The 20,504-nt window shown below is 70.4% G+C and carries 24 protein-coding genes; 10 read left to right on the forward strand and 14 right to left on the reverse strand.

Annotated elements, in window-relative coordinates; translation table 11 throughout:
- Positions 1-18 precede the first annotated feature (18 nt).
- From C3481_RS13805 to C3481_RS13835, 7 genes are read left to right on the forward strand one after another with little or no spacing between them, the layout of a single operon-like run.
- Positions 19-1,134, forward strand: a complete 1,116-nt coding sequence (locus tag C3481_RS13805; protein WP_258039131.1) for a Gfo/Idh/MocA family protein — start codon at positions 19-21, stop codon at positions 1,132-1,134.
- A gap of 9 nt (positions 1,135-1,143) precedes the next feature.
- Complete coding sequence (locus C3481_RS13810) at positions 1,144-2,085, forward strand: metal ABC transporter substrate-binding protein (RefSeq protein ID WP_103842916.1); 942 nt, start codon at positions 1,144-1,146, stop codon at positions 2,083-2,085.
- Entirely contained in the window at positions 2,082-2,831 is a 750-nt protein-coding gene (locus C3481_RS13815; RefSeq protein WP_023954099.1) for a metal ABC transporter ATP-binding protein, read from the forward strand. Before C3481_RS13810 ends, C3481_RS13815 begins: the two co-directional genes overlap by 4 nt.
- 5 nt (positions 2,832-2,836) lie before the next feature.
- Positions 2,837-3,703: a metal ABC transporter permease gene (locus C3481_RS13820; RefSeq protein ID WP_071919502.1), complete on the forward strand. Its 867-nt coding sequence runs from the start codon at positions 2,837-2,839 to the stop codon at positions 3,701-3,703.
- A 9-nt stretch (positions 3,704-3,712) separates the two neighbouring features.
- Positions 3,713-3,961 carry a hypothetical protein gene (locus tag C3481_RS13825; protein ID WP_023954097.1) on the forward strand — a complete coding sequence of 83 codons (249 nt, stop codon included), beginning with the start codon at positions 3,713-3,715 and terminating at the stop codon, positions 3,959-3,961.
- 8 nt (positions 3,962-3,969) lie between these two features.
- Entirely contained in the window at positions 3,970-5,040 is a 1,071-nt protein-coding gene (locus C3481_RS13830) for a spore photoproduct lyase family protein (protein WP_103842918.1), read from the forward strand.
- A gap of 59 nt (positions 5,041-5,099) precedes the next feature.
- Positions 5,100-5,492: a PLD nuclease N-terminal domain-containing protein gene (locus C3481_RS13835; protein ID WP_308457287.1), complete on the forward strand. Its 393-nt coding sequence runs from the start codon at positions 5,100-5,102 to the stop codon at positions 5,490-5,492.
- On the opposite strand, the gene C3481_RS16580 is transcribed toward C3481_RS13835, so the two are convergent.
- Together C3481_RS16580 and C3481_RS13845 are read right to left on the reverse strand one after the other, a co-directional pair.
- Positions 5,471-5,872: a VanZ family protein gene (locus C3481_RS16580; protein WP_181021944.1), complete on the reverse strand. Its 402-nt coding sequence runs from the start codon at positions 5,870-5,872 to the stop codon at positions 5,471-5,473. The genes C3481_RS13835 and C3481_RS16580 overlap by 22 nt on opposite strands.
- The gene (locus C3481_RS13845; RefSeq protein ID WP_023954093.1) at positions 5,869-6,576 is read right to left on the reverse strand and encodes a universal stress protein; all 708 of its coding nucleotides are present in this window, start codon (positions 6,574-6,576) and stop codon (positions 5,869-5,871) included. The genes C3481_RS16580 and C3481_RS13845 overlap by 4 nt, the downstream gene beginning before the upstream one ends.
- 70 nt (positions 6,577-6,646) lie before the next feature.
- Here C3481_RS13845 and C3481_RS13850 point away from each other — a divergent pair, with 70 nt between their 5' ends.
- Both C3481_RS13850 and C3481_RS13855 read left to right on the forward strand, forming a co-directional pair.
- Complete coding sequence (locus C3481_RS13850; protein ID WP_258039132.1) at positions 6,647-7,774, forward strand: glycoside hydrolase family 6 protein; 1,128 nt, start codon at positions 6,647-6,649, stop codon at positions 7,772-7,774.
- Between the two features lie 80 nt (positions 7,775-7,854).
- Positions 7,855-8,901 carry a response regulator transcription factor gene (locus C3481_RS13855; RefSeq protein ID WP_181021945.1) on the forward strand — a complete coding sequence of 349 codons (1,047 nt, stop codon included), beginning with the start codon at positions 7,855-7,857 and terminating at the stop codon, positions 8,899-8,901.
- 22 nt (positions 8,902-8,923) lie between these two features.
- Here C3481_RS13855 and C3481_RS13860 read toward each other — a convergent pair whose 3' ends face one another.
- From C3481_RS13860 to C3481_RS13885, 6 genes are all read right to left on the reverse strand, one after another.
- Positions 8,924-10,420, reverse strand: a complete 1,497-nt coding sequence (locus C3481_RS13860; RefSeq protein ID WP_103842922.1) for a glycosyltransferase — start codon at positions 10,418-10,420, stop codon at positions 8,924-8,926.
- Positions 10,421-10,549: 129 nt separating this feature from the next.
- Positions 10,550-11,299: a fructose 1,6-bisphosphatase gene (locus tag C3481_RS13865; RefSeq protein ID WP_103842924.1), complete on the reverse strand. Its 750-nt coding sequence runs from the start codon at positions 11,297-11,299 to the stop codon at positions 10,550-10,552.
- Between the two features lie 130 nt (positions 11,300-11,429).
- Positions 11,430-12,059 carry a hypothetical protein gene (locus C3481_RS13870; protein ID WP_103842926.1) on the reverse strand — a complete coding sequence of 210 codons (630 nt, stop codon included), beginning with the start codon at positions 12,057-12,059 and terminating at the stop codon, positions 11,430-11,432.
- A 74-nt stretch (positions 12,060-12,133) separates the two neighbouring features.
- Positions 12,134-12,802 (reverse strand): endonuclease/exonuclease/phosphatase family protein, encoded by a 669-nt coding sequence (locus C3481_RS13875; protein ID WP_023954087.1) that lies wholly within the window; start codon positions 12,800-12,802, stop codon positions 12,134-12,136.
- A gap of 32 nt (positions 12,803-12,834) precedes the next feature.
- The gene (truA, locus tag C3481_RS13880) at positions 12,835-13,668 is read right to left on the reverse strand and encodes a tRNA pseudouridine(38-40) synthase TruA (protein ID WP_088380715.1); all 834 of its coding nucleotides are present in this window, start codon (positions 13,666-13,668) and stop codon (positions 12,835-12,837) included.
- Positions 13,669-13,672: 4 nt separating this feature from the next.
- Positions 13,673-14,557: a PfkB family carbohydrate kinase gene (locus C3481_RS13885; RefSeq protein WP_103842928.1), complete on the reverse strand. Its 885-nt coding sequence runs from the start codon at positions 14,555-14,557 to the stop codon at positions 13,673-13,675.
- Between the two features lie 133 nt (positions 14,558-14,690).
- Between C3481_RS13885 and C3481_RS13890 the strand changes: the two genes are divergently transcribed.
- Positions 14,691-16,565: an acyltransferase family protein gene (locus C3481_RS13890; RefSeq protein WP_071919057.1), complete on the forward strand. Its 1,875-nt coding sequence runs from the start codon at positions 14,691-14,693 to the stop codon at positions 16,563-16,565.
- A gap of 21 nt (positions 16,566-16,586) precedes the next feature.
- On the opposite strand, the gene C3481_RS13895 is transcribed toward C3481_RS13890, so the two are convergent.
- The 6 genes from C3481_RS13895 to rpmJ form a co-directional block, all read right to left on the reverse strand.
- Positions 16,587-17,588: a GNAT family N-acetyltransferase gene (locus C3481_RS13895; RefSeq protein WP_071919056.1), complete on the reverse strand. Its 1,002-nt coding sequence runs from the start codon at positions 17,586-17,588 to the stop codon at positions 16,587-16,589.
- A gap of 72 nt (positions 17,589-17,660) precedes the next feature.
- Positions 17,661-18,230, reverse strand: a complete 570-nt coding sequence (gene rplQ, locus C3481_RS13900; RefSeq protein WP_023954082.1) for a 50S ribosomal protein L17 — start codon at positions 18,228-18,230, stop codon at positions 17,661-17,663.
- A 29-nt stretch (positions 18,231-18,259) separates the two neighbouring features.
- The gene (locus tag C3481_RS13905) at positions 18,260-19,249 is read right to left on the reverse strand and encodes a DNA-directed RNA polymerase subunit alpha (protein ID WP_023954080.1); all 990 of its coding nucleotides are present in this window, start codon (positions 19,247-19,249) and stop codon (positions 18,260-18,262) included.
- Between the two features lie 121 nt (positions 19,250-19,370).
- A complete protein-coding gene (gene rpsK / locus C3481_RS13910; RefSeq protein ID WP_023954078.1) occupies positions 19,371-19,769 on the reverse strand; it encodes a 30S ribosomal protein S11 in 399 nt (132 codons plus the stop codon).
- 34 nt (positions 19,770-19,803) lie between these two features.
- Positions 19,804-20,178, reverse strand: a complete 375-nt coding sequence (gene rpsM / locus C3481_RS13915) for a 30S ribosomal protein S13 (protein WP_023954076.1) — start codon at positions 20,176-20,178, stop codon at positions 19,804-19,806.
- Positions 20,179-20,334: 156 nt separating this feature from the next.
- Complete coding sequence (rpmJ, locus tag C3481_RS13920) at positions 20,335-20,451, reverse strand: 50S ribosomal protein L36 (RefSeq protein WP_005050492.1); 117 nt, start codon at positions 20,449-20,451, stop codon at positions 20,335-20,337.
- Positions 20,452-20,504 lie beyond the last annotated feature (53 nt).

Consider the following 20,504-nt stretch of genomic DNA (forward strand, 5'->3'; position numbering starts at 1 on the left):
CCCATGCAGACTGTGCCGATGACCCTCACCTTCGCCATCGTCGGCAGCGGCTGGCGCAGCGACTTCTTCCTGCGCGTCGCCGCCGCCCTGCCCAAGCGGTTCCGCGTCACCGGTCTCGTCACCCGCAGCGCGGCGACGGCGGCCGAGACCGAGACGCGCTGGGGCGTCCGCGGCTACCCCGACCTCGACACGCTCCTCGCCGACGGCACCCCCGACCTCGTCGTCGTGTCGGTGCCGCGCGACGTGGCGCCCGGGATCATCGTCGACCTCGCCGGCCGCGGCATCCCGGTCCTGACCGAGACCCCGCCCGCGGCGGGGATCGACGACCTCGTCGCCCTGTGGGAGCACCTGGCCCGCCCGGGGATGCCGACCGTCCAGGTCGCCGAGCAGTACCACCTCTCACCGCTGCTGTCGGCGCAGCTCGCGGTCGCCCGTTCCGGCCGGCTGGGCATCCCGTCGTACGCACTCGTCGCGCAGTGCCACGACTACCACGGCGTCAGCGTCATGCGGCGGGCCCTCGGGATCGGCGCCGACGAGGTCGAGATCTCGGCATCCGTCTTCCGCTCCCCGCTCGTGGCCGGCCCCGACCGCGCCGGCGACCCGACCGCCGAGCGCGTCGTCACGGCGACGCAGACCACGGCACGGTTCGCCTTCGACGACCGCCTGGGCGTGTACGACTTCGCGAGCGAGCAGTACTTCTCGTGGATCCGCGGCAACCGCCTGTTGATCCGCGGCGAGCGCGGCGAGATCGAGAACGGCGAGGTGCGCCGCCTCCGCCGGTTCGACGAGCCTGTCTTCGACTCTCTGCGACGGGTCATGACCGGCGAGGGCGGCAACCTCGAGGGGATGTTCCTGCGCGGCATCCTCCTCGGCGACGAATGGCTCTTCCGCAACCCCTTCCTGCCCGCCCGCCTCAACGACGACGAGATCGCGATCGCGCGCATGCTCGACGGCATGCCCCACGCCATCGACGGCAGCGCACCGGTGTATTCGCTGGCCGAGGCGAGCCAGGATCACTACCTGGCGCAGCTCTCGCAGCAGGCGGCCGAGACCGGTAACACCGTGCGCTCGACGCGTCAACCCTGGGCCGATGTCGTCGACGCGGAATTGCACGCCCGGGAGGCCAGCGGGTAATTTTTCGGTATGCCGAAAAATCGACGTCGTCGCCTCTCCGCCCTGGTCGCCCTCGGCGCGGCGACCGCACTGCTCGCGGGCTGCGCGACGGGCTCGAACGCCGACGTCTCGGGCGAGCCGTCCGAGGGCCGGCCCGTCGTGCTGACGACCTTCACGGTGCTCGCCGACATCGCGCGCAACGTCGCGGGCGACCGGCTCGACGTGCGGTCGATCACGAAGGCCGGAGCCGAGATCCACGGCTACGAGCCCACCCCGCGCGACATCGCGGCGGCATCCGACGCGGATCTGATCCTCGACAACGGGCTGGGCCTCGAGTCATGGTTCGCACGGTTCGTGGAGACCGCCGACGCACCGCACGCCGTGGTCTCCGACGGCGTCGAGACGATCGACATCACCGGCGACGCCTATGCCGGCAAGCCCAACCCTCACGCCTGGATGAGCCCCCTGAACGCGCAGCTGTACGTCGACAACATCGTCGCGGCGTTCAGCGAACTCGATCCCGCGGGCGCCGACGCCTACGCCGCGAACGGCGCGGCATACAACGACGAGCTGCAGCGGATCCACGACGATCTCGTCGCCGACCTCGCGACGGTTCCTGCCGAACAGCGGGCGCTCGTCACATGCGAGGGCGCCTTTTCGTACCTCGCCCGCGACGCCGGACTCACCGAGGCCTACATCTGGCCCGTCAACGCCGAGCAGCAGGCGACGCCCCAGCAGATCCGGCAGACGATCGAGTTCGTCCAGGACAACGACGTGCCCGCCGTCTTCTGCGAATCGACCGTGTCGGACCGCCCGATGCAGCAGGTGGTCGAGGCGACGGATGCCGTCTTCGGCGGCACGCTCTACGTCGACTCGCTCTCCGAGCAGGACGGACCCGTGCCGACCTACCTCGACCTCATCCGCCACGACGCCGAGACGATCACGGCGGCGCTGACCGGGAGCGCCTCGTGAGCACCGCGAGCGGCGCATCCCCCGGGATCGAGGTCTCGGGGGTCTCGGTGCGCTACCGCGACATCGTGGCGCTCGACGACGTCGATCTCACCGTCACGCCCGGACGGGTCACCGCACTGATCGGTATGAACGGCTCGGGAAAGTCGACGCTGTTCAAATCGATCACGGGCCTCGTGCGCCCCGCGAGCGGACGGGTGAGCATCGCCGGGCAGACTCCCGCCGCCGCTCGCCGGCGCGGCCTCATCGGGTACGTGCCGCAGAGCGAGGACGTCGACTGGACCTTCCCGGTGTCGGTGCGCGACGTCGTGATGATGGGCCGATACGGACGCCTGGGCCCCACCCGGCGCCCGCGCCCCGACGACCATCGCGCCGTCGACGCCGCGCTCGAGCGCGTCGAGCTGAGCGAACTCGCCGACCGTCAGATCGGCCGACTGTCGGGCGGACAGCGCAAGCGCGCGTTCGTCGCGCGCGGCATCGCTCAGGATGCCGGCATCCTGCTCCTCGACGAGCCGTTCGCGGGCGTCGACAAGAAGTCCGAGGCGACGATCGTCCGCCTGCTGCGCGAGCTCGCCGCCGACGGCCGCACCGTGCTGGTCTCCACCCACGACCTCCACGCCCTCCCATCCCTCGCCGACGAGGCGGTGCTGCTGCTGCGCCGCGTCGTCTTCCAGGGAGCCGTCGACGAGGCGCTCCGCCCCGAGCTGCTCGCGCGCGCCTTCGGCCTGACCACCGAGGAGCGCCCGTGACCGTCATCGACATCCTGCTCGAGCCGCTGCAGTACGAGTTCATGCTGCGCGCCCTGTCGGCCACGGCCATCGCCGCGATCGTCTGCGCCGTGCTGTCGTGCTGGCTCGTCCTCATCGGCTGGTCGCTGATGGGCGACGCCGTCAGTCACGCCGTGCTCCCCGGCGTGGTGCTCGCCTACGTCCTGGGCGCCCCGTTCGCGATCGGCGCCCTGGTGTTCGGCTTCGTCGCGGTCGCCCTCATCGGCATCATCCGGGGCACGAGCCGGGTGAAGGAGGATGCCGCCATCGGCATCGTGTTCACGACGCTGTTCGCGCTCGGCCTCGTGCTCATCTCGGTCACGCCGAGCCAGACCGACCTCAACCACATCCTCTTCGGCAACGTCCTCGGGGTCTCGGCGGGCGACCTCGTGCAGATCGGCGTCCTGGCCGCCGTCGCCTTCGCGGTCCTGTTCATCAAGCGGCGCGACCTCACCCTGTTCGCCTTCGACCCGATCCACACCTTCGCCATCGGGCTCTCGCCCCGCCTGCTGTCGGGCCTCCTGCTGGGCGTCCTCGCGCTGACCGCGGTCGTCGCGCTCCAGGTCGTGGGCGTCGTGCTGGTGGTCGCGATGCTCATCATCCCCGGAGCCACGGCGCACCTGCTCACCGACCGCTTCGGCCGCATGCTCGTCATCGCCCCGGTGCTCTCGGCGGCATCCTCGATCGTCGGCATCTACTTGAGCTACTGGGTGGACGCCTCGTCGGGCGGACTCGTCGTGCTCGTGCAGGGCGTCGTGTTCGCCGCGGTGTACCTCTTCAGCCCGAGACAGGGGATCATCGGGCGTCGGATCGCCTCGCGCAAGTCCGTCGCCGAATCCGTTCCCGCTGGCTAGCGTGCCGCTATGAAGATCAGCGAGATCCACTGGAACGACGAAGCCCGCCAGAAGGTGCTCGACGACGCCGACCGTGTCCTGCAGGATGCCGTCGCCGCCGTCGCCGCGACCGACGACGCGAACGACGCCGACAAGGCCTACGCCGCGCTCGTCAGCCACATGAAGGACAAGTTCATCGACTGGGAGCCCGGCCCCGACGTCCGCACGTACGCCGACGCCCTCGCCGCCGGTGAGATCGAGCTCGAGCAGGCCGGCTGACCGGCCGGATGTCCCGGGATCGGGCCCCGCTGCTGCAGATCAGCCGCATCTACGCCGAGGAGGCCGCGCTCGCGCTGCCCCGCGGGCAGGAGATCGTGGCGCGGTGGCCCGATGCCGAGATCGTGCCGATCGACTCGCACTGGCTCGTTCCCGAGATCCACGGCGACGAGACGAACGTGCGCCGCTGGGTGCGGATCAAGACCGAGGCGCTCGTGCTCGGTGTGAAGAAGTCGGTCGCGACCCGGCTCAACGGCCGCTCGGCCGATTTCATCGCGCCGTCGACGGCGAACGGCTGCGCCATGGCCTGCTCGTACTGCTACGTGCCGCGCCGCAAGGGATACAGCAACCCCGTCACGGTCTTCGCCAACATCGACGAGATCTCCCGCCATCTCGCCCGCCACATCTCCCGGCAGGGACCGAAGACCGAGCCGAACCAGTGCGACCCCGAGGCGTGGGTCTACGACATCGGCGAGAACAGCGACTGCTCGGTCGACGCGATGATCAGCGAGAACGTCCGCGATCTGTGCGAGCTGTTCCGGATGTCGCCGACGGCCAAGGCCTCGTTCGCGACGAAGTACGTCAACCGCGACCTGCTCCACTGGGATCCGCTCGGGCGCACCCGCATCCGCTTCTCGCTCATGCCGCACGACACGGCGAAGGTCACCGACATCCGGACGTCGCCGGTCTCCGAGCGGATCGCCGCGATCAACGACTTCGTCGATGCCGGCTACGAAGTGCACCTGAACTTCTCGCCCGTCATCCTCACCCCGACCTGGGTGGCCGACTGGACGGCCCTGCTGCGGGAACTGGACGACGTGCTCTCCGACCGCGCGAAGGCGCAGCTGGCGTGCGAGATCATCATGCTCACCCACAATGAGGGCCTGCACGAGGTCAACCTCGGCTGGCATCCGCGCGGCGAGGACCTGCTGTGGACCCCGCGCATGCAGGAGACCAAGCGCTCTCAGAACGGCGCGATCAACGTGCGGTACCGCTCACCGCTCAAGGGCGAGGCCGTCGCGGCACTCTGCGCCCTCATCGAGCGCGAGCTGCCGTCGTGCCGCATCCGCTACGCGTTCTGACCCGCTCCCCCGATGCCCCTCCCTTGCGCGGACGCGCGGATCTGCGCCACCCTGGCGGGGTGTATCTGCTGCTGCCCCTGCTCGTCCTCGTCCTGATGGTCGCAGCTCTCGTCGACGCCATCACCCGCCGCGACGACCAGGTCAAGCACCTGCCGAAGTTCGCCTGGGTGCTCTTCATCGTCTTCCTGCCGCTCCTCGGATCGGTGCTGTGGTTCACCCTCGGACGCGAGTGGGACACCGCACCGCGAGAGTCGATGAGCTTCGGCGACCCGCGCCGGTGGTCCCGCGACGAGCCGGCGCCCGCTGCCCCGGCCAGCCGCCCGCAGCCCCGCGACTACCGGTCGACGGCGCAGCAGCTCGCCGACCTCGAGCGCGAGATCGAGATCGCCGAGCTCGAGGCCGAGATCCGTCGCCGCCGCGCACAGGGTCTTCAGTCGCCCGACGCCGGCTGATCCCGCCCGACGACCCACCGACGGGCGATGAGCCAGCCCGCCGTCGTGCCGAGGGTGTTGGCCACGACGTCCCACGCGCTCGCGGTCCGCTCCGCGAGCAGCACACCTTGCGCCGTCTCGATCACGACGGAGATGACAAGGCCGGCGGGGACGACGTAGGCGTGCCAGCGGGGCCAGCCGAGCGCCGCGCACCATCCGAACGGGATGAAGAGGGCGATGTTGGCCGAGAACTCGATGCGGTCGTATGTCAGCCACGGCACGGCCGAGGTGATCGCCCGGAGGATCGGGCCGGCGTCGCGATCGACGGGCGTCGGCCAGAACGCGATGAGCGCGAGGACGACGACGTAACCGATCAGCAGAGCTCGTGCGCGGCGGGTCACCGAACGATGACGGTCGGAGAACCGACGTGGGCGGCGACGCGCTCGCTGACCGATCCGAGCAGCAGGCGCGACAACCCGGTGCGTCCGTGCGAGCCGACGACGGTCAGCACGGCGCCGCGCGACGCGTCCTCGATGAGCGCGGAGGCGTCGCCGACGTCGATGCGCGAGCGCACCTCGAGCTGCGGGTGCTCGGCGTGCACCGGCTCGAGCATGCGCTCCAGCATCCCGGCCGTCGCTTCGGTGAGGTCGACGGGCATGGGACCGGTCCACAGATCGAGGCCCGGCTCGGTGCCGACCGAGACCGGTTCCCAGGCGGCGAGGGCGACGAGCGGCTCACCCGTTCGCACGGCCTCGCGGGCGGCGAAGTCGAGCGCCCGGGCCGAGACCTCGGACGCGTCGACGCCGACGAGCACACCCGTCCTCGCGACGTCGCGAGCCTCGGCATCAGCGTCGAGCCGGTCGGGGACGATCGCGACCGGGCAGTGCGCGTGTGCGAGAAGTGCGCGGTACGCATGACCGTGTTCTTCGGGGAGCACGAGGATCTCGGCATCCGCCGTCGCCGCGGCGGCACGGTCGGCATCGTCGCGCGTGGGCGCGATCAGCAGCTCGCGCAGTGTCACTCCCAGCGCCTCGGCGCGCCGGAACGCCCACTCCCGCGCACCCGTGCCGTCCGCGTCGGTCACTCCCAGGATCACGTCGCCCATGGCCCCAGGGTATCCGCCGCGGCGGACCGGCACGATGGGTCTCGCGGCCGGCAGCGGTTAGAGTCAGTGCGTGGCACAGCGACCCGGCTCCGATGCATCGCATCACGACGCCGGTAACGATGCCGGTCGCTATGTCCTCAGCGGACATTACGAACCACCGCCGCCGCCCGAACGGCCCGCTCCGCCTCGGCCCGCTCGCCGGCGCCGCCGGCTGCCGCGCTGGGGATGGATCGCGATCATCGTCGCCGCGGTGGCGCTCGTCGTCGCCGGGATCGCCCTGGTGGTATCGCTCGTGATGGGCGGGGTGCAGGCGCTCACCGCACGGCCCCCGGGCGTCGGCACCGCTTTCGTCGCGCCCGCCGAGTCGAAAGCCGCGCGCGCCGCAGCCGAGGGCGGATCGGCGGACGAGGTCGCCGCCGCCGAGTATCTCGCCGCCCAGCCGACGGCGTACTGGCTCACCCCCGAGCAGGATCCCATCGACGCGGTCGGCGAGCGCGTGCTGAACATCGCGGACGAGGCGCGCGAGTCGCGCACCGCGATGGCGGTCGTCGTCTACGGCCTGCCCGGCCGCGACTGCGGCAATCACTCCGCGGGCGGTCTCGACGAGGCCGACTACGAGACGTGGACGAAGCAGATCGGGACGGCGCTGCGTTCGGTTCCGGACGTGAAGAAGGTCGTGATCGTCGAGCCCGACAGCCTGGCCCTCGCCCCGCAGTGCGGAAACGTCGACGAGCGCGTCGACCAGCTGCGCGGGGCGCTCGGTCGTCTGACGGGCCCGGACACCTGGGTCTACGTCGACGGCGGGCACTCGAACTGGCTCGGCCCCGAGGTGATGGCGGGACTCATCGAGCGGGTCGCGGTCTCGGGGGTGCGCGGCTTCGTGACGAACGTGTCGAATTTCAACGACACCTACGACGAGTTCGCCTACGCCCACGCCCTGTCCGACCGCCTGGGCGGCATGCACGCCCTCGTCGACACCTCGCGCAACGGCGCGGGCGCTCCGGGTGACGGCGAATGGTGCAATCCGCCCGGGCGCACCGTGGGCGATCCGAGCGGCACGTTCGGTGACGACGTCGTCGACACGAACCTGTGGATCAAGCCGCCGGGAGAGAGCGACGGACCGTGCAACGGCGGGCCCGCCGCTGGCGTCTGGTGGCCCGAAGGAGCCGTCGAGCTCACGCGCGGCGTCGCGCCCTGACTCTTCGGCGTTCCTCCGGGAGTGCCGCGTCGCTCGCGTGTGGCAAAATAACCCGAACCTGAGGGAGAAGAGTGACGAACATGATGTCCGAGCAGTTGAAGACGGCGGTCATCGTCGAGGACGATCCGGACATCCGTCATCTCCTCGTCGAGGTGCTCGAGGCAGCCGGATTCTCCACCGTCTCGGTGGGCAACGGCATCGACGGCATCCAAGCCGTGCTGTCGTACCGGCCGTTGCTGACGACGCTGGACGTCAACATGCCCGGCATCGACGGCTTCGAGGCCGCGCGGCGGATCCGCGCGCAGAGCGACACATACATCATCATGCTCACCGGGCTCTCCGAAGAGGCGGATGTCGTGCTCGGACTCGGCGCCGGCGCCGACGAGTACATCGTCAAGCCGTTCCGCCCGCGCGAGTTCCGGGCGCGGGTCGACGCGCTGCTGCGGCGTCCGCGCGCCGCCGCTGCGCAGCAGACCCCCCAGCAGGATTCGGTCGGCCCGTCGTTCCCGGGCGCACGCCCCGCTCCGTCCGCCCCGGCTCCCGGCCCCGCCGAGACCGCACCTCTGTCGTACGAGGAGTACCTCGCCCGCTTCCCGGGCTCCGCCCCGCAGCAGCCCGCCCCGCCGCAGTACGCACCGCCGCCCGCGCCCCCGCAGTCATCGCCGCCGCAGCAGCAGGTGATCGTGCACCACCCGAGCGACGCCCCGGCACCGGCACCGGCACCGGCGCCCGGCGCCGACATCGTGGTGCACCAGCCCGGCGGCGATCTCGTGCCGACCACGGGCGACCACTGGCTGACGCACCGCGACCTGCAGGTCGACACCGACACGCGGCTCGCCTACATCGCCGGCCGCGAGCTGGAGCTCACCCGCACCGAGTTCGATCTGCTCTCGACGCTGATGGCCTCCAAGCGCCGGGTCAGGTCGAAGGCCGACCTGACGCTCGTCCTGCGCGGCGAGTCCTACGTCACGAGCTATTTCGTCGGCGAGGCCGACAAGCGGGCGATCGAGGCGCACATGACCAACCTCCGTCGCAAGCTGAGCGACAGCCCGACGACCCCGCGGTACATCGAGACCGTCCGGGGTGTCGGGTATCGCATGACGTCGGAGGCCGCCGCAGCGGTCTGAACCGGCGGACCCGGCTCCCGGTTCAGACCTTGTAGCCGTTCTGGCGGCGGACCAGCTTGGAGAACATCAGCAGGGTCTGCAGCACGGTGACGACACCGACGATCGGCCATCCGATCCACAGGATCGACGACTGCGCGACGGGGCCGATGATGTTCCACACGACGGCCATCGCCAGCAGCACCGCGGCGAGGATCACCAGCGGCATCCAGTGACCGATGCTGCCGCCGCCGCTCTCGGCCTTGGCCTGCATCGCCCAGTTGTCGACCTTCTTCTTCGACAGGAAGCGCGACCACGAGCGCATGAAGTGGCCGAGCCGGATCCACATGAACGCCTCGGCGGGGAACACCAGGATGGCGAAGAGGATGTCGCGCTGATTGTGGTCCTTGATACTGCGGGCCATGCGCAGGTTCAGCAGCACGGCGACCAGAGGCGGGATCAGCCAGAGCGGGGAGAAGACGAACGCGTTGATGGACAGCGAGCCGGCGAGCAGGATGAGGAACGCGACGCGCACGAACAGGTTCGTCAGCATCCCGAAGTTCTCGAACCAGCGCAGGCGCAGGTTCGGATGGAACGGCTGCCCCTTCGTGTCGCCGCGCTGGCCCGGCCACATCAGCTCGATGGCACCGTAGGTCCACTTCACCTGCTGGGCGTCGTAACCCTTCAGGGTCGTCATTCCGCCGACGTTCGCGCGGGCGTACGGGCTGATCTTCGTCAGGTAGCCCGCGCTCTTGATCTGGAGCGACAGCAGCGAGTCCTCGACCTCGGAATCCTTCACCCACGGGGTCGACTGGTGGTTCTGCTTCATCGCGTCGCGCAGCGCGTTCGTCGAGAAGATCGAGAACTGCCCGCCCAGCACGGCCATGTTGCGGCCGCGCAGCAGGTTCTGCATGTTGAAGGCGGCGAACTGGGTGCGCTGACCGGCGATGAGGAACTTCGCGATCGTCCCCTTGATGGGCTTGTCGTCGATCGAGTAGATCGCCGAGATGCCGCCGATGCGCGAGTCGCCGACGGCCTCCGACTCGAGGTACTCCACGGCACGCGAGTCGGCGATCGTGTCACCGTCGACGCCGAGCAGGTAGTCGTACCCCTCGACGAGCGAGTAGCCGTAGTTGAGCGCGCCGACCTTCTTGTCGGGGTTCTTACCGATGTCGTGGACGAACACCTCGGTGAACTGCGTGCCGAGCTCGGTCGTGACCTCGTGGGGCCCGGCGTACGCAGCGGCGATCTTCACGGTGTTGTCGGAGGTGTTGTTCGCGATGACGTGGATGACGTCCGGCACGCGGGTCTGCGCGAGCAGGCCCTCGATCACGTCGGCGATCGACTCCTCCTCGTTGTACGCGGGGATGACGCAGCCGATCGTGGAGCGGTGGACGGTGGTGTTCTCGAGGACCGACTCGAAGTCGTCGGGGAATGCCGTCGCGAAGTGATCCGCCAGCTGCACCGACGCCTCCGGGGCGGGGCGCTGCGGCTGCGCGAACGCCGGGTTCGGCGTGTACGGCGTGTACGGCGTCTGGGTCATGCGGTCACATCCTGTGCGAGGTGATGGGGCAGCTGTTGTCTGCCGCGATCCATTCTGGGGCGCCGTGTGTGCAGAGCGGACGAAGTCAACCGCAATTTCTGCGCAAGGAATGCGGGCGCCCGCGCCACCTCAGGGCGTGGTGCTGGGAGCCGGCGCGGGAACGGAGTCGGCCGCCTGCTCGTCGCTGAAGATCGCGACCGGCAGGTACTGGTAGACCGTCTGCTGGGAGAAGCTCGCATCGTCGTTCGCGTTGCCCTCGACCCACACGGTCATCGCGAACTCGAGCGTCATGCCGTAGGTGTCGGCAGGGAGCCCGCGGACGATGGTCTCGGGCACGTAGAGGCCGCCCTGGAAGCTGTTGAGCAGCAGACCCCGGTCGGAGCGGATCGTGTCGCTCGGAACGAGCGTGCGCGGGTCTGCGCTGAACTGGAACGGGTTCTGCACCTGCCCCGACGTCTGCGCGGTCTGCGAGGTGATCGAGATCGACGAGATGAACACGCGCCGTCTCTGCGACAGCACGGCCTTCTCGTCGACGCGCTTGTCGTGGACGTTGACCGCGAAGCCGAACGTCTTGTCCGCTCCGGGCGTCCATTCCTGCGTCCGCTTGGGATCCTGCGCCCACACGTCGAGGCGGAGCTCGAGGTCCTGCGCCACCTCGGACGAGAGCGACACCGATCCGTCATAGGTGAACTGGGAGTTGAACGCCATGCTGGGCGACTGCGAAGGCGCCGGTGCCGGCACAGCCGAGACCGGTTCACCTTGGACGGCGTTGATCATCCCCGTCAGTTCAGAGCAGCCCGAGAGCACGACGAGCGAGAGGGCGAGCGCGCCCGCGCGGAGCGTACGTGCGCGGAGGGTGGGGGTGCGGCGCGGAGACATGGCAAACCGGATTTCTCGAGGCGAGGGGCCAGCGTCGAATGTCGCGGGCCTCGCCATCCAAGCATCCCGGCGAGGACCGCCCCGGGCGCTTTGCGATCTCTTCAGGTCGCCTTGCGGCGACCTTGAGGTTTCAGCCGCCGTCGCTCTCGGCCGCCGCGATCGCGACCGTGATGCTGTCGGTCGCGGTCTGCTTCGCGAACTCGTCGGAGGTGGGGGTCGTCTGCACGAGGAAGTCGTACGTGAAGCGGATCGTGACGAACGTGGCCTCCGGCGGCACCTCGCCGACGTAGAACGTCTGCGAGTAGCTGTACGGCGAGAGCACGAGGTAGCCGGGATTGGTCGCCGACTGGTCGGATGTCGGTGCCAGCGGGCTGAGGTCGCCCTGCGCGTTGCCGGGCACGGCGATCATCGTCGCCTTCTGCAGGTAGACCTTCTGCCCGTCATCGGGGCTGACGGTCGTCACGAGGGAGAGGCTGACCGGCTTGAGGGCCGTCGCCGTCCACCGGTCCATCGACAGGTCGGACCAGTAGTCGAGCGATCCCGTCACGGCCCCGGCGGTCACCTGACGCTCGGTCGAGCCGCTCGAGAGGTCGTTCGGGACCGGGGGCGGCACAGCCGTGCGCGACACGCTCGGCGAGGGCGCGGGGCCGCTCGCGTCTCCCCCGCCGCCGGAGGGGAGGTTCCACGGCGCTGGGCCGCATCCCACGAGAGCCACAGCCATCACCGCAGTCGCGGCGGCCGTCCCCCAGCGTCGCATCATGTCTCCTCCGCCTTCCCTCCCCGAGTGTACGGGGGAGCCGCGGAGCCGAGCGCCACAGCCGGGCGGGCTCGATCTCACGCGGGCTCGGCCGTGACCAGGATCGGCAGGTGGTCGCTCGCGCCCTGCGGCAGCGTCTGCACCCGCTCGATGTCGAATCCGACGCTCGTGGCGAAGTCGTAGTGACCGCGGAAGAACTTGTAGCGCGTGTAGGTGCGGGCGTCGCTGAGCGTCAGCTCGTACCCCTGCTTGCGCACGACCTGCCCGAGGTTCTCCTTGAACACCGGGTAGTTGTAGTCGCCGACCATGAGGATCGGCAGCCCCTCACCGAGCTCCGACAGGGCGCCCAGCGCCGCCTGGATCTGGTTGCGGCGCAGCGAGTTCAGCGCCGTCAGCGGCGCCGCATGGAAGCTCGCCACGATGACGTCACGGCCGTCGTCGATGTCCCGCAGCCGCACGCCGAGCATCCGTTCCTCGGCGGGCTTGAGGACGCGGTCGTGGAGCGACTTCTTCAACGCGAGCGAACGGACCTCGACCGCGCGGAAGGTGTTCTCCCGGTAGTAGACCGCCAGTCCCAGGCGGTTGCGCGCCGTCGCCTCGGCGAGCCGCAGCCCGCTGATCCGGTCGGGGATGCCGCTGGTGTCCGCTTCCTGCAGGCAGAGCACGTCTGCGCCGTGCTGCTCCACGAGTTCGGAGAGCTCGGAGGCGGCGCGGTGCTTGCGCAGGTTGTACGAGATGACCTTCATGGTGCCGCCAGGCTACGCCCGCTTCCTTTCGGTCAGGTGTCCGTTGCGCGGCGGGCGCGGGTCTGCTCCGCGCGTGCGGCGAGCAGATCGTCGGCGGGGTATCCGACCTCCGTGAGCGTGAGCCCGCGCGCCGCCAGCACCGCGAAGGCGCTCGTCCGTCGGTGCGCATCGCGGAGGACCGCGACGTCCTCGACGTCGAGCCGCCCCTCGCCCACCGCGACGCACGCGCCGACGAGGGCCCGCACCATGCTGTGGCAGAACGCGTCGGCCTTGACGTTGGCGACGAGCACACCGCTCTCGTCGCGCCGCCAGTCGAACTCGAGCAGCGTCCGGATCGTCGTCGCCTCGGGCCGCGGCTTGCAGTACGCGGCGAAATCGTGGAGGCCGGTCAGGCTGCGTGCGGCGGCATCCATCGCTGCGCCGTCGAGGGCCACCGGAACGAAGGTCGTGCGGAAGCGCTCGAGCGGGTCGTAGCCCGTCGTGCGGTCGGCGACACGGTACGCGTAGCGTCGCCAGACCGCGGAGAACCGGGCGTCGAACCCCTCCGGAGCAGCGGATGTCGCCCGCACGTGGACGTCGGCGTAACGGCCCAGCACACCGTTCAGGCGCGCGGCGAGGGCGGCCGGCTCGGGCTCGCGGCCTCGTCGCAGCCGCGCCTCCTGCGCGTCGCTCAGGTCGAGGTGCGCGACCTGACCCGAGGCGTGCACGCCGGCATCGGTACGGCCCGCGACGACGAGCTGCGCGTCGCCGCCGAGAACGCGGCTGACAGCCGCCTCGATCGACCCCTGAACTGTCCGCAGGCCCGGCTGGCGGGCCCAGCCCGAGAACCCCGATCCGTCGTAGGCGATGTCCAGTCTCAGGCGCACCCGATCAGTCTTCCAGCTCGGCGCGCGTGGGCGGATTGGCCCCGGGCCGCGAGACCGTGATCGCCGCGGCGCGCGCCGCGACCCCCATCGCATCCGCGAGCGCGTCGGCGTCGGCGGGCAGGCCGCGGTCGACGAGAGTGGCGATCAGGCTCGCCATGAACGAGTCGCCCGCGCCGATCGTGTCGGCCACCGTCACCGCGACGCCGGCGACCTCGACGACCGCACCGTCGGGCGCCCGGCCGATCGCCCCCTCGCGGCCGCGCGTCATGACGACCGCCGCGGCGCCGAGGCCCGCGATCGTCTCGAGCACGCCGTCTGCATCGGCGCCGGGCCACAGCCATTCGGCATCCTCGTCGCTGAGCTTGACGAGATCGGCGGCCGCCGCGGCGCGGGCGAAGCGGGCCAGCGCCGTCTGGCGCGAGCCGACGAGCGCCGGCCGGATGTTCGGGTCCACGGTGACGATCGCTTCGCCGCGGGCGGCCTCCAGAGCCGCCAGGCAGGTCTCCCCGCCCGGATCGAGGAACAGGGCGATCGAGCCGGTGTGCACGAGAGCGGCGTCGCCGCGGGGCACGGGCGGTACAACGCCGGCCACGTCGAAGTCGTACTGCGCCGACCCGTCGGGACGGATGCGGGCGCGCGCCGTGTCGGTCGGCGCCTCGGTCCACGACGCCTCGGCGACCTCGGCGCCTGCCTCGCGCACGTGACGCGCGATCCGCTCGCCGCGCTCGTCCCGTCCCAGCCGCGTCGCCAGACGCACGGGAACGCCGAGGCGGGCGACGCCCACCGCGACGTTGGCGGGGCTGCCGCCGACGTGCTCGGTCACACCGTCGTCGGTCTCGACGATGTCGACCAACGCCTCGCCCAGCACCAGGACCTCGGGAGCGCCCATGTTCCACCTGTTCTCGAAAGCCGATACGCGGGATCCGCGCACCTCCTCCGGTCTACCACATCGCCCCCAGGCGCCCGCTCTACACTGGGAGGCTGCCGCCGCCCGTCCCCCCGACGACCCCGGATACAGCCCGATGACTTCTCCGCTTCCTCCGCGCGCCCGCATCGCGGGACTCGACGGCCTGCGCGCCGTCGCCGTGGTGCTCGTCGTCGTCTACCACCTGTTCCCCGCGGCCTTCCTGCGCAGCGGTTACGTCGGCGTCGACGTCTTCTTCGTCATCTCCGGCTTCCTCATCACGACGCTGCTCCTGCGCGAACGCGCCCGCGAGGGCCGCATCCGGCTGCGGCGGTTCTGGACGCGGCGCGCGCGACGCCTGCTCCCGGCGCTCGCGACCGTCGTCACCGTCAGCGCCTCCCTCGCCTGGCTCGTCGGTGGCGACGTGCTGGTCGACATGGGCCTGCAGGTCCTCGGAGCCGCGACCTTCTCGTACAACTGGGTGTCGATGGCCGACGGCGGCACCTACTTCTCTGCGGCCGACCCGGAGATCTTCCGGAACCTCTGGTCGCTCGCGGTCGAGGAGCAGTTCTATCTGCTCTGGCCGCTGCTGGTGCCCCTCTTCCTGCTGCTTCCGGGCCGGCGCTCGCGCGCCGCGGTCGCCCTCGTCCTCGCGGCGCTGTCGGCCGCGTGGGCATCCGCGTGCGTCGCGGCGGGGGCCGACCTCACGCGGGTCTACTTCGGCACCGACACGCACGCCTTCGGGCTCCTCATCGGTGTCGCCGTCGCCTTCGCGCTGCACGGTCTCGTCGTGCGCCGCTCTTCGGTAGCCGGCGTCGGCCCGGTCTGGGGCGTCGTCGTCGGAGCGCTCGCCACCGCCGGGATCGTCACCGCGGCCGCCGCGGGCGGTGGGGAGGCCATCACCTTCCCGGCCTCGAGCCTCGCCGCGTCGCTCCTCACCGCCGTCGTGCTGCTGGTCGCGGCGTGGCCGGGCTCGTGGTTCGGCCGGGCGCTGGATGTCGCACCGCTGCGCTGGCTGGGCGAGCGGTCGTACGCGGTGTACCTCTGGCACTGGCCGCTCCTCGTCCTGCTGTCGTTCCAGCTCGGCGGCGCCGGCCCCGAGGCGGGCGTCCCCGTCGCCACGGGTACGGTCGTCGCGATCGCCTCTGTCGCGCTGGCGGCGGCGTCCTACCGGTGGATCGAGCAGCCGGTGCGGCGTCACGGGTTCCGCGGCGCCTTCGCGATCGCGCGACGCGGGTTGCGATCACGCCCGTCTCGCCGGGCAGCGATCCTGGCGGCCGCCACGGCTGCGGCCCTCGCCCTCGGCGGAACGACGGCCGCGGTCGCGGCGGCACCGCGCGAGACGACGAGCCAGAGCGCGGTCGACGCCGGGCGCGACGCCCTCGCGCAGGCCGACCGGCATCCCACGCCTGCCCCCGCGCCGGGCGCGCAGACGGTCGACGGTACGCGCGTGAGCGCCGTCGGCGACTCGGTCATGCTCGCCTCCGCTCCCGGGCTGCTCCAAGCGATGCCGGGGATCGCGGTCGACGCCGAGGTGTCACGGTCGCTGTGGGCGGGCGTCCGCATCATCGACGACCTCGCGGCTTCCGGCGCCCTGCGCGAGTACGTCGTGGTCGGCCTCGGCACGAACGGCCCCGTCTCGACCGAGGCGCTGCAGCGCATCGCGGATGCGGCGGGACCCGAGCGCTACGTCATCCTCGTGAACGCCGCCGGCCCGCGCGACTGGATCCCCGGCGTCAACCGCGACCTCACCGCCTTCGCCGCCGCTCACCCTCGGGTGGCCGTCGCCGACTGGGCGGGTGCCGTCGCAGACCACACCGACCTGCTCGCGGGTGATCAGATCCATCCCGAGGCGGCCGGCGGCGACCTCTACGCGCGCACGGTGAAGCGTGCGGTCGACGGCGCCGCTACCCAGCTCGCGACGGCGCAGTGGGCCGCGGATCAGACGCGGACGACGCTGCTGGAGATCCTGGGACGCGCCGAGGATCGGTAATCGCGGATCGACGACCGCGGATCAGTACCGGCGCACCAGCACGCGCTCGCGCTCATAGGGCGTGAATCCGAGACCGCCGTAGAGCGTGTTCGCCCCGGTCGGACTCTCGGTGTCGACGTCGAGCACGGCTACGCCGAGCCCCGCGTCGCGCATCGCCGCGAGCGAGCGCGAGATCACGGCGGGGGCCAGGCCGCGCCGACGGTGCGAGCGGACGACCCCGACGAGGTCGATGTAGGCGTTCGGCCCGAGGACGTCGAAGTCTCCCTCGTTCACGGACGCGAGGCAGAACGCGACGATCCGCCCGTCGTCGAGTGCGAGCGTGCACAGGTCGGGCCGGAGGAACGGGCCGCCGATGAACTGCTGCCACCGCTCGGGCGGACTGGGGAGGCTTCCCCAGTGATCGCGGAACGCGTCGTTGCGCGCCAGGCGCGCGTCCTCCGCTCGATCGTCCGAGAACGGCACCAGCTCGATGCCGACGGGAGCGGGAACGTCGATGATCGGCTGCGTCAGATCGCGGTGCATCGTCGAGAACCAGCGCTCGGTGCGGTAGCCGAGCGATTCGGCGATGCGCTCGAGGGCGGCGTCCTTCTCCGACGCGTACACCTGGATCTCGGCTGGGCGGCTCGCGGCCGCGGCATCCGCTGCCACCGCCTCGCGCAGCTGCTCCTCGGCGCGCGCGTGCTGCCACGTCAACAGCGCGGTGCCGACCCCGCGCCCGCGCCGATCGGGCCGCACCGCACCGGTGAGATAGATGTGCAGATGCTCGTCGCGCGAGGGATGCAGGGTGACGGTGCCGACCGCGAGGGCTTCGCCGGCCTCGTCGAACGCGATCATCGTGTCGCGAGAGTGGTCGATGTGCGACAGCTCGAACGTCTCGGCGACCTCCTCCCGCGGCGTCGTCCACGTCGGGTGGTCTACCCGGTCGGCGGCCTCCAGGACGCCGTGGATGACGTCGATGTCATCCGAGGTCGCCGTGCGCCAGTGCGCTACGGCGGGGCAGGAGGGTGCGTTCGGCTCGTTCACCTCTCCAGCCTCGCACATCGGGCCCGCACCCTCCGGAGAGAGTGCGGGCCCGATGTCGGCGCGATGCGCTGGTTACTTCTTGTCGTCCTCGGCGGGAGCCTCAGCGGCGTCCTCGGCCGCAGCCTCGGCGGCTGCGCCCTCCTCCGGCGACTCGGCGCCGGCGTCGGCGGCCGTGTCGTCGGCGGGAGCCTCGGTGGTCTCCTCGACGGGAGCCTCCTCGACCGGAGCCTCAGCGGCAGGAGCGGCGGCAGCCGACTTCTTCGCGGACTTCGGCTTCGGGTTCACCGGCTCGAGAACGAGCTCGATGACGGCCATGGGGGCGTTGTCGCCCTTGCGGTTGCCGATCTTCGTGATGCGGGTGTAGCCACCCTCGCGCTCGGCGACCAGCGGAGCGATCTCGGCGAAGAGCTCGTGCACGACGCTCTTGTCGCCGATGACCGACGCGACGCGGCGGCGGGCGTGCAGGTCGCCGCGCTTGGCGAAGGTGACCAGGCGCTCGGCGTACGGACGCAGGCGCTTGGCCTTGGTCTCGGTCGTGGTGATCGACTTGTGCGTGAACAGGGCCGCGGCGAGGTTCGCGAGAAGCAGGCGCTCGTGTGCGGGGCCGCCTCCGAGGCGGGGACCCTTGGTGGGCTTAGGCATGTTTGATTACTCCAGGAAGAAAAGGGGGCTCAGAGGTTCTCGTCGTCGTATCCGCCGTAGAAGTGCGCACCGTCGAACCCGGGAACCGAGTCCTTCAGCGACAGGCCGAGGGAGACGAGCTTGTCGCGCACCTCGTCGACCGACTTCTGACCGAAGTTGCGGATGTTCATGAGCTGGGTCTCCGAGAGGGCGACCAGCTCGGACACCGTGTTGATGCCCTCGCGCTTGAGGCAGTTGTACGAACGGACCGACAGGTCGAGGTCCTCGATCGGCATCGACAGCTCGTTGGTGAGGACCTCGGCGACCGGCGCGGGGCCGATCTCGATGCCCTCGGCCTCGACGTTCAGCTCGCGGGCGAGACCGAACAGCTCGACGAGCGTGCGACCGGCCGATGCGACGGCGTCGCGCGGCGAGATGGACGCCTTCGACTCGACGTCGAGGACCAGCTTGTCGAAGTCGGTGCGCTCACCGGCACGAGTCGCCTCGACGCGGTAGCTGACCTTGAGCACGGGCGAGTAGATCGAGTCGATCGGGATCTGACCGGCCTCGGCGTACTCGTTGCGGTTCTGCGTCGCCGAGACGTAGCCGCGACCGCGCTCGATGACGAGCTCGAGCTCGAACTTCGCGCTGTCGTTGAGCGTCGCGATGACCAGGTCGGGGTTGTGGACCTCGACACCGGCCGGAGCCGAGATGTCGGCGGCCGTGACCTCACCGGCTCCGGTCTTGCGCAGGTACGCCGTGATGGGCTCGTCGCGCTCGGACGAGACGACCAGCTGCTTGATGTTGAGGATGATCTCGGTGACATCCTCCTTCACGCCCGGGATGGTGCTGAACTCGTGCAGCACACCGTCGAAGCGAATGCTGGTGACGGCGGCACCCGGGATGGACGACAGCAGGCTGCGGCGCAGCGCGTTGCCGATGGTGTAGCCGAAGCCGGGCTCGAGCGGCTCGACGACGAACCGGCTGCGGAACTCGCCGATCTTCTCCTCGGTCAGAGTGGGACGCTGTGCGATGAGCACTATGTGTTCCTTTCGATCACGTGACCGCTATATGACACGTGCAATTCAGTGAGGTGTTGAGTTTCAAGGAAACGACGGAAGTCCGGATGCCGCGAGGTGCGGCATCCGGATCCGTGTCAGCTCAGACGCGGCGGCGCTTGGGGGGACGGCAGCCGTTGTGGGCCTGGGGGGTGACGTCCTGGATGGACCCCACCTCGAGGCCGGCGGCCGTCAGCGAGCGGATCGCGGTCTCACGGCCCGAACCGGGGCCCTTGACGAAGACGTCGACCTTCTTGACGCCGTGCTCCTGCGCCTGACGCGCAGCGGACTCGGCGGCCATGCCGGCGGCGTAGGGGGTCGACTTGCGCGAGCCCTTGAAGCCGACGCCACCCGAGGAGGCCCAGCTGATGACGGCGCCCGACGGGTCGGTGATCGAGACGATCGTGTTGTTGAACGTCGACTTGATGTGGGCGTGGCCCAGCGCGATGTTCTTCTTCTCCTTGCGGCGCGGCTTGCGCGCTGCGGACTTGGCCTGTGCCATGTGCGTGTTCTCCTAAACCTGTGGGGGCCGCGCCTTAGCGCGCCTTCTTCTTGCCGGCGACGGTGCGCTTGGGACCCTTGCGCGTACGCGCGTTGGTCTTGGTGCGCTGACCGCGCACGGGCAGGCCACGGCGGTGGCGCAGACCCTCGTAGGAACCGATCTCGACCTTGCGGCGGATGTCGGCGGCGACCTCGCGGCGCAGGTCACCCTCCACCTTGTAGTTGCCCTCGATGTAGTCGCGGAGCGCGACGAGCTGGTCGTCGGTGAGGTCCTTGACGCGGATGTTCTCGTCGATCTCCGTCGCAGCGAGGATCTCGTTCGAACGGGTACGGCCCACGCCGTAGATGTACGTGAGGGCGATCACCACGCGCTTGTCGCGCGGGATGTCAACGCCGGCAAGACGTGCCATGCGGTTCTCCTAGGAGTAATCGAAGGTGTGGAGCAGGATCGGTGCTCGGGCCTTCGTCCCGAGGTGTCCCCCGCCGGCGGTGCCGTACGGGTTCTGATCTGCCTGAGGTGTATTGAGTTGTCGTCGTACCGGGTGCCGCGCGGACGCGGCATCCGATCAGCCCTGGCGCTGCTTGTGACGCGGGTTCGACTTGCAGATGACCATGACGCGACCGTGGCGACGGATGACCTTGCAGTGGTCGCAGATGGGCTTGACGGAGGGGTTGACCTTCATGATGTTCCTGATTCGCTGTCTTCGCCGACGGAGCAGGAGCTCCGGGGCGTTAC

Origin of the sequence: Microbacterium sp. Ru50 (assembly GCF_002920555.1) — a bacterium.
Lineage (GTDB): Bacteria > Actinomycetota > Actinomycetes > Actinomycetales > Microbacteriaceae > Microbacterium > Microbacterium arborescens.

Bases quoted from the DNA above. Each gene is read 5' to 3' on its own strand.
- C3481_RS13860 (WP_103842922.1), bottom strand. From the start codon at position 10,420: ATGACCCAGACGCCGTACACGCCGTACACGCCGAACCCGGCGTTCGCG.
- C3481_RS13870 (WP_103842926.1), bottom strand. From the start codon at position 12,059: ATGATGCGACGCTGGGGGACGGCCGCCGCGACTGCGGTGATGGCTGTG.
- C3481_RS13825 (WP_023954097.1), top strand. From the start codon at position 3,713: ATGAAGATCAGCGAGATCCACTGGAACGACGAAGCCCGCCAGAAGGTG.
- rpsM (WP_023954076.1), bottom strand. From the start codon at position 20,178: ATGGCACGTCTTGCCGGCGTTGACATCCCGCGCGACAAGCGCGTGGTG.
- C3481_RS13865 (WP_103842924.1), bottom strand. From the start codon at position 11,299: ATGTCTCCGCGCCGCACCCCCACCCTCCGCGCACGTACGCTCCGCGCG.
- C3481_RS13805 (WP_258039131.1), top strand. From the start codon at position 19: ATGACCCTCACCTTCGCCATCGTCGGCAGCGGCTGGCGCAGCGACTTC.
- C3481_RS13830 (WP_103842918.1), top strand. From the start codon at position 3,970: ATGTCCCGGGATCGGGCCCCGCTGCTGCAGATCAGCCGCATCTACGCC.
- C3481_RS13845 (WP_023954093.1), bottom strand. From the start codon at position 6,576: ATGGGCGACGTGATCCTGGGAGTGACCGACGCGGACGGCACGGGTGCG.
- C3481_RS13875 (WP_023954087.1), bottom strand. From the start codon at position 12,802: ATGAAGGTCATCTCGTACAACCTGCGCAAGCACCGCGCCGCCTCCGAG.
- C3481_RS13885 (WP_103842928.1), bottom strand. From the start codon at position 14,557: ATGGGCGCTCCCGAGGTCCTGGTGCTGGGCGAGGCGTTGGTCGACATC.
- C3481_RS13855 (WP_181021945.1), top strand. From the start codon at position 7,855: ATGATGTCCGAGCAGTTGAAGACGGCGGTCATCGTCGAGGACGATCCG.
- C3481_RS13890 (WP_071919057.1), top strand. From the start codon at position 14,691: ATGACTTCTCCGCTTCCTCCGCGCGCCCGCATCGCGGGACTCGACGGC.
- rpmJ (WP_005050492.1), bottom strand. From the start codon at position 20,451: ATGAAGGTCAACCCCTCCGTCAAGCCCATCTGCGACCACTGCAAGGTC.
- rplQ (WP_023954082.1), bottom strand. From the start codon at position 18,230: ATGCCTAAGCCCACCAAGGGTCCCCGCCTCGGAGGCGGCCCCGCACAC.
- C3481_RS13810 (WP_103842916.1), top strand. From the start codon at position 1,144: ATGCCGAAAAATCGACGTCGTCGCCTCTCCGCCCTGGTCGCCCTCGGC.
- rpsK (WP_023954078.1), bottom strand. From the start codon at position 19,769: ATGGCACAGGCCAAGTCCGCAGCGCGCAAGCCGCGCCGCAAGGAGAAG.